Source organism: Niastella sp. (genome assembly GCF_045805085.1).
Lineage (GTDB): Bacteria > Bacteroidota > Bacteroidia > Chitinophagales > Chitinophagaceae > Niastella.
In genome coordinates this window covers 1-5,497 of the sequence record NZ_JBJMLX010000246.1, presented here as the reverse complement: position 1 = coordinate 5,497, position 5,497 = coordinate 1, and the positions used below count along the sequence as shown (strand labels likewise).

The following is a 5,497-nucleotide window of genomic DNA, read 5'->3' as shown; positions in this document are numbered from 1 at the left end:
GGTTAGTTTTTCTCTGGATTTTTGGATCTTGTCGTTGCTAGGGTTTGGTTTAGGGTTTCAAAGAGTAATTGGATTTGGTTTCAAGGGTTCGGTTTAGTTTTTCTCTGGATTTTTCGATCTTGTCGTTTCAGGGGTTCGGTTTGGTGTTCAAAGAGTAACTGGATTCGGCTTAAAGGGTTCGGTTTGGTTTTTCTCTGGATTTTTGGATCTTGTCGTTTCAGGGGTTCGGTTTAGTGTTCAAAGAGTAACTGGATTCGGCTTAAAGGGTTCGATTTGGTTTTTCTCTGGATTTTTGGATTTGCTACTTCAGGGTTGCTAGAAAATCAGGCCTTAACGGGTACGGATTGGGTTGCTATTATTTGGGTCTTTTAAGGTCTACGTGCTACAGCTCAGATCTCAAGGTTCAGGGTTCAGGGTTCGGATAAGTTTGGGACTCTTTAGGGTCTACCTGTTACGGTTCAGGATTCGGTTTCGGTTTCATTTGCATTCGATTGTTATAACGATGTAAAAATACACTCCCCAACCACCCTTTTGCAAATTTTGGCCTATCTGCTTCTATCAATTGATTATTAATGCCTGAAACCAATAAGCACAACTACTTAGCATTATGTGTTAGTATAACAATAAACAAGGGGAGTACCTGCAACCAGATACCTCTTCGTGGCTAATATATGTTACCATAACAATTGTTAATTCGCCGTTTACGCTAAAGGGAAATGGTGAATATTGCCAGGGGAAGGGCGTTGCTTGCATCTTTAATTAAAAATTTGTTTCTTGTTGACGTAAAGGATACTTGAAAACCCATTCCTATGTGAAACAACCAAACACCCAATAAATGAACCGTACCCTTTCCCCACAACAAAAAGATGACCTAAGACTTTCATTTACCCAGGGCAAATTTTCAGCAGAAGCAGCAATCATCAAACTCGTGAATGAAGGCTATGAACCTGATGTGGCAAAAGCTTTGATCGTAGCAGAATTTAAAAAGTATAAGAAAGAAGTGTTTAACAGGGTGATTAAACGCAGTAACAACGAGGAGACGCAAAAGGTGCTTGTCATTGCCATCATGTTGATATCCTCATTTGGACCCGTATTTGAGGTTACATCGCCACTCTGGTTAAGCGTTGCTATGGCAGCATCAGGTATAGCAGGTTATTTTTCGTTTAAGACCAAACCCATTGCCGGGGTATTAGCGAGCATTATAATGCCTGTTGTTTTTCCATTTGTCTATAACTTCTATTTTGCCGGAAGAACAAGCTATATCAAAATTGAGGTGCTGATCCCCATAATTATCTCAGCATTGCCGGCCTTACTCATCTATTACACTATATCCAAAACAGTATACGCCAACGTAGAAAACAACTAAACCAATTTACCCTATGTATATCTTCAACAAAGAAAGAAAAAGACTGGAACCAACAGAGACAAAATGTCAGTATTGTGAAACGGGACATTCGAGCATTTTGGAAGTCATCTTTTTCATACGTATGTTTAAAGAGAATGACAGAACCAATGTAATTGTTTACCGCTCGGTAAAATACAATAAGCTTCCTGTAGGAATTCCAAGATGCAAAAGTTGCAAGTCAATACACATTCATGCTGCTGGCAGGGCAGCGCAAATTGCCTGGGGTATTGCGATAGCGGTAGTAATACTGAGCTTCGCCATCTGGGGCGTTGCGGGCATCTTTGGCATTTTTGCCGGTTTTATTATTGGCTTCGGCGGTTCCGGGTGGTTACAAGCAAAACTGGCATGTGATAAAGGCATTTATCCCCCAGAGCAGGGCGCCAAACGAAACGAAGCCGTGCAGGACCTGGTAATAAATGGCTGGTCGTTAAGACAGCCAACAGCATAAGATCGCGAGGTAGGAAGTATGAAGTAGGAGGTAAGAAGAACCCGATTTTCGTACTTCTTACCTCTTACTTCGGCCTTTCCTTATTCATTTCTCTGTTTCTGATTTTTCATTCTTCCATTTCTTTCGGTCCTCACTCAACGCAGCCAGTTTATCCGGATTTCTAACAAAATAAACCCGGTGTATTTTTTCATTCCGCCATTCGAAGATCTGGCAAGTTACCAGCTGGCCATCCGCGTAATAAAACAGGGCAGGGTGATGGTTCACCATACCCTTCTCAGCCTGAATACCCTGGTAAAACTTATTATAAATACCCGCAAGAAAAGCCGAAGCACTTTCCACACCCACCAGCGGGTTCAGCGCAGCAGCCACCTTACCACCACCATCCGAAACAACCATCACATCATTGGTCAGCAGCTGTTCCAGTCTTTTAACATCCCCGCTCCGGATCACATCAATGTATTTGTCCAGGTAATCAACAGATGTTAAAGCCACTTCCTTAATTGGCTCATTATGAAGGATTGCGCGGGCCCGGGTGAGTATTTTTCTTGAGTTTTCAACGCTGATGTCCAGCACTTCGGCGATCTCCTCATGATCATAATTAAACGCTACTTTCAATATAAAGACCGCCCGTTGTTTAGCATCCAGTTTTTCAAGCAAAACCATCAGGGAGTAGGAGAGAATGTCCCTTTGGTTCAGATCGCCATCAGCTGTTTCGGTAGCCACCGGTTCGGGCAACCAGTTACCGGGATAACCCGATCGCATCTTCTGCAATTTGTTACGCGCATTGATGGCACGGTTAATCACCGACCGGGTTAAATACGCCTTTTCATTCTGAATATCAGCATCAGGACGGTTGATCATCTCTAATAAAACATCCTGTACAACATCTTTCGCATCCTCGTAAGAACCGAGGATGTTATAAGCGTAGGAAGTGAGCAAAGGTCGCAGGGAATCCATATGCAAATGTAGGGAAGCCTGTTTTCGAAGAGTGCGTTTATTAGTTGATTTTTTAAATTGGGCCATTTTAAGGCTAATAATCAGACTATTGCAGTAGGGTGATGAGCTGTTTTTCAAGGAATTCAAAATTCCTTACAGGTATTTACTTTTCTTTCAGGGGATACTATTTTCTTTAAAGGAAAGTAGAGAGGTTTCAGGGGTTACGGATTTCTTTCAAGGTTATTTATATTCTTTATAGGAATTTGATATAATTGAAAGGCATAGAAAATTCTTTAAAGGAATTTGATATAGTTGAAAGGAATAGAAAATTCTTTAAAGGAACCATATTTCCTTTTAGAGAAAATGTATTTCTTGAAAGGAATGGGCAGCAAAACGGCAACTTGTCTCTTTTTCTCGAAAAATGCTTAAATTTATACCCTACTGTCAATGAAAAGTTCCAGAATATTGACAATTGATAACAGGTTCAGCCACTCTAATTAGCAGCAATTGATTTTTACAGGGGAAGATCCCGGCAAACATGCCAAAAGGAATGCGAATGTTACTTCATTCACTGTAAAACAACTGCATGAAAAAGAAATTAGTACTGAACTTTAAGGAAACCAGGGACCCAGACCTGGGTATGTTGGCTTATACTGTCGCAAATAAAATGACAGACAATGAATGTTTCCCCGATCCCGGCATGCTTATAATTGAATTGCATGAAATAACCAGGCAATTCCAGTCCGCAGTAGTAGATGCCATGTCAAGAGACATGGAAAAGGTCGCTATAAAAAACAGCATCAGGATTTTATTGATCCAAAAACTAAAACAGGTAGGCAATTTTGTTATTACCGAATCTAAAGGGGCGGAAACACTTTTTGTTAAGCAGTGGTTTTGATTTGTATAAAACGGGGGACGAAATTGTAATTAAAGCACCTGCCAATTTTGAAATTAAACCAGGGCCTAATCCGGGTGAAATAATTATGCAGATAAGCCGGGTGAAAGGCGCCCGGTCGTACCTGTACCAATGGACACCTAACCCGGTAACGTCAGAAAGTATCTGGCAAAGCATTCCTGGCACCCGCTGCAAAAAAACGATAAAAAGTTTGCCGCTGGGCGTCAATTATGCATTCCGGATGGTAGCCATAGGTTCCCGTAACCAGTTGCTATACACAAATATCCTTAGCCGCTATATTTCCTGAAAACCATAACCTGAATTCACCCGGTTTCTCTCCATAATCCCACTAAAATCAGTTACTTTTGCGGGTATTTTAAAGGAGACAATCGACTTAATGAAGAATATCCGCAATTTTTGCATTATCGCCCATATTGACCACGGTAAAAGTACCCTGGCAGACAGACTGTTACAAACTACCAACACCATCAGTGAACGCGAAATGATGGACCAGGTTCTGGACGATATGGACCTGGAAAGGGAAAAAGGGATCACTATCAAGAGCCACGCCATTCAAATTAACTATAAACATACCGATGGTCAGGAATTTATCCTGAACCTGATCGACACCCCCGGACACGTAGACTTTAGTTACGAAGTTAGCCGCGCACTGGCTGCCTGTGAAGGCGCCCTGTTGCTGGTTGACGCCACCCAGGGTATTCAGGCCCAAACCATCAGCAACCTGTACCTGGCCATAGATAACAACCTGGAGATCATCCCTGTTATCAATAAAATTGATATGGATGGCGCCATGATCGAAGAGGTAAAGGACCAGATCATTGAACTGATCGGCTGCAAACCGGAGGACATCCTGCTAGCCAGCGGACGTACAGGCATTGGTGTGGATGGCATTTTGAAAGCAATTGTGGAACGCATCCCGGCGCCTAAAGGAAATCCTGAAGAGCCCCTGCAGGCCCTGGTCTTCGACAGCGTGTTTAATAGCTTTCGCGGTATCATTGTTTACTTCCGGGTACTGAATGGCACCATCCGCAAAGGCGATATTGTAAGATTCGTGTCTACCGACATGGATTACGAGGCCGCTGAAGTAGGTATCCTCAAGTTGAAGATGACAGAGAAGAAAGAAGTAAGTGCAGGCGATGTAGGGTACCTCATTACCGGTATCAAGAATGCAAAAGAAGTAAAAGTGGGTGATACTATTACCCTCAAAAATAAACCTACACAGGAAATGATCAAAGGTTTCCAGGAAGTGAAACCAATGGTATTTGCCGGTATCTTTCCTGTGAATACTGATGAGTTTGAGGAATTGCGTGACTGTATGGACAAGCTCCAGCTTAATGACGCTTCCCTTACTTATGAATTGGAAACTTCCCAGGCCCTGGGCTTCGGTTTCCGATGCGGTTTCCTGGGTATGCTGCACATGGAGATCATCCAGGAAAGACTGGAGCGTGAGTTTAACCAAACTGTTATCACCACCGTTCCTAACGTGAGCTTTATTGCCTATACTACAAATGGCGAAAAGGTAATCGTGAACAACCCTACAGAATTTCCCGATCCTGTAAAAACAGACAGGATTGAAGAACCATACATCAAGGCCCAGATCATTACAAAGCCCGAGTACATCGGTAATATCATGACGCTTTGCCTGGGCAAACGCGGCATCCTGTTGAACCAAAGCTACCTGACCACTACACGGGTAGAGCTGCAGTTTGAGATGCCCCTGACTGAGATCGTATTCGACTTCTACGATAAATTGAAGAGCCAAACTCGTGGATACGCCTCCTTCGATTACCAT

General features: G+C 42.7%; 6 protein-coding genes. 5 read left to right on the top strand and 1 reads right to left on the bottom strand.

Translation table 11 applies throughout. The features are described 5' to 3' along the window. Positions 1-835 precede the first annotated feature (835 nt). Together ACJ751_RS12745 and ACJ751_RS12740 are read left to right on the top strand one after the other, a co-directional pair. Entirely contained in the window at positions 836-1,366 is a 531-nt protein-coding gene (locus ACJ751_RS12745; protein ID WP_407745878.1) for a hypothetical protein, read from the top strand. Positions 1,367-1,487: 121 nt separating this feature from the next. After that, positions 1,488-1,853, top strand: coding sequence for a hypothetical protein (locus tag ACJ751_RS12740; protein ID WP_407745877.1), 366 nt, complete (start codon positions 1,488-1,490; stop codon positions 1,851-1,853). Between the two features lie 84 nt (positions 1,854-1,937). On the opposite strand, the gene ACJ751_RS12735 is transcribed toward ACJ751_RS12740, so the two are convergent. Further along, entirely contained in the window at positions 1,938-2,810 is an 873-nt protein-coding gene (locus ACJ751_RS12735) for a sigma-70 family RNA polymerase sigma factor (protein WP_407745876.1), read from the bottom strand. Between the two features lie 565 nt (positions 2,811-3,375). On the opposite strand from ACJ751_RS12735, the gene ACJ751_RS12730 reads away from it, so the two are divergent. The 3 genes from ACJ751_RS12730 to lepA all read left to right on the top strand — a co-directional run. After that, positions 3,376-3,687, top strand: coding sequence for a hypothetical protein (locus ACJ751_RS12730; RefSeq protein ID WP_407745875.1), 312 nt, complete (start codon positions 3,376-3,378; stop codon positions 3,685-3,687). 85 nt (positions 3,688-3,772) lie between these two features. Continuing rightward, complete coding sequence (locus tag ACJ751_RS12725) at positions 3,773-3,991, top strand: hypothetical protein (RefSeq protein WP_407745874.1); 219 nt, start codon at positions 3,773-3,775, stop codon at positions 3,989-3,991. Positions 3,992-4,081: 90 nt separating this feature from the next. Then, positions 4,082-5,497: translation elongation factor 4 (gene lepA / locus ACJ751_RS12720; protein WP_407745873.1), on the top strand; the 1,416-nt coding region annotated here is incomplete at its 3' end.

What these genes read in the sequence shown, in the direction of transcription:
- ACJ751_RS12745 (WP_407745878.1), top strand. Translation starts at nt 836, where the DNA reads ATGAACCGTACCCTTTCCCCACAACAAAAAGATGACCTAAGACTTTCA.
- ACJ751_RS12740 (WP_407745877.1), top strand. Translation starts at nt 1,488, where the DNA reads ATGTTTAAAGAGAATGACAGAACCAATGTAATTGTTTACCGCTCGGTA.
- ACJ751_RS12735 (WP_407745876.1), bottom strand. Translation starts at nt 2,810, where the DNA reads ATGGATTCCCTGCGACCTTTGCTCACTTCCTACGCTTATAACATCCTC.
- ACJ751_RS12730 (WP_407745875.1), top strand. Translation starts at nt 3,376, where the DNA reads ATGAAAAAGAAATTAGTACTGAACTTTAAGGAAACCAGGGACCCAGAC.
- ACJ751_RS12725 (WP_407745874.1), top strand. Translation starts at nt 3,773, where the DNA reads ATGCAGATAAGCCGGGTGAAAGGCGCCCGGTCGTACCTGTACCAATGG.